Here is a 451-nt window from a genome sequence, read left to right on the forward strand (position 1 = left end):
CGTGCAGCCCGACGGCAAGGTACTGGTGGGGGGCGCTTTCACCCAGCTGGGCGGCCAGACGCGCAACCGCCTGGCCCGCCTCAACGCCGATGGATCGCTGGACACGGGCTTTGATCCCGGCGCCAACGGCCCGGTGTTCAGCCTGGCCGTGCAGCCCGACGGCAAGGTACTGGTGGGGGGCGATTTCACCCAGCTGGGCGGCCGCAACTACCTGGCCCGCCTCAACGCCGATGGCTCGCTGGACACGGGCTTCAATCCCGGCGCCAACGGCCAGGTGCTCAGCCTGGCCGTGCAGCCCGACGGCAAGGTACTGGTGGGGGGCGGTTTCACCCAGCTGGGCGGCCGCAACTACCTGGCCCGCCTCAACGCCGATGGCTCGCTGGACACGGGCTTCAATCCCGGCGCCAACAGCACGGTGTACAGCCTGGCCGTGCAGCCCGACGGCAAGGTA

General features: G+C 70.3%; 1 protein-coding gene. It reads left to right on the forward strand.

Annotation, left to right across the window (positions count from 1 at the left end; translation table 11 throughout):
• Nucleotides 1-451: delta-60 repeat domain-containing protein (locus tag JHD63_RS22865; protein WP_198973105.1), on the forward strand; the 451-nt coding region annotated here is incomplete at both ends.

Source organism: Xylophilus sp. ASV27, assembly GCF_016428875.1.
GTDB lineage: Bacteria > Pseudomonadota > Gammaproteobacteria > Burkholderiales > Burkholderiaceae_C > Xylophilus.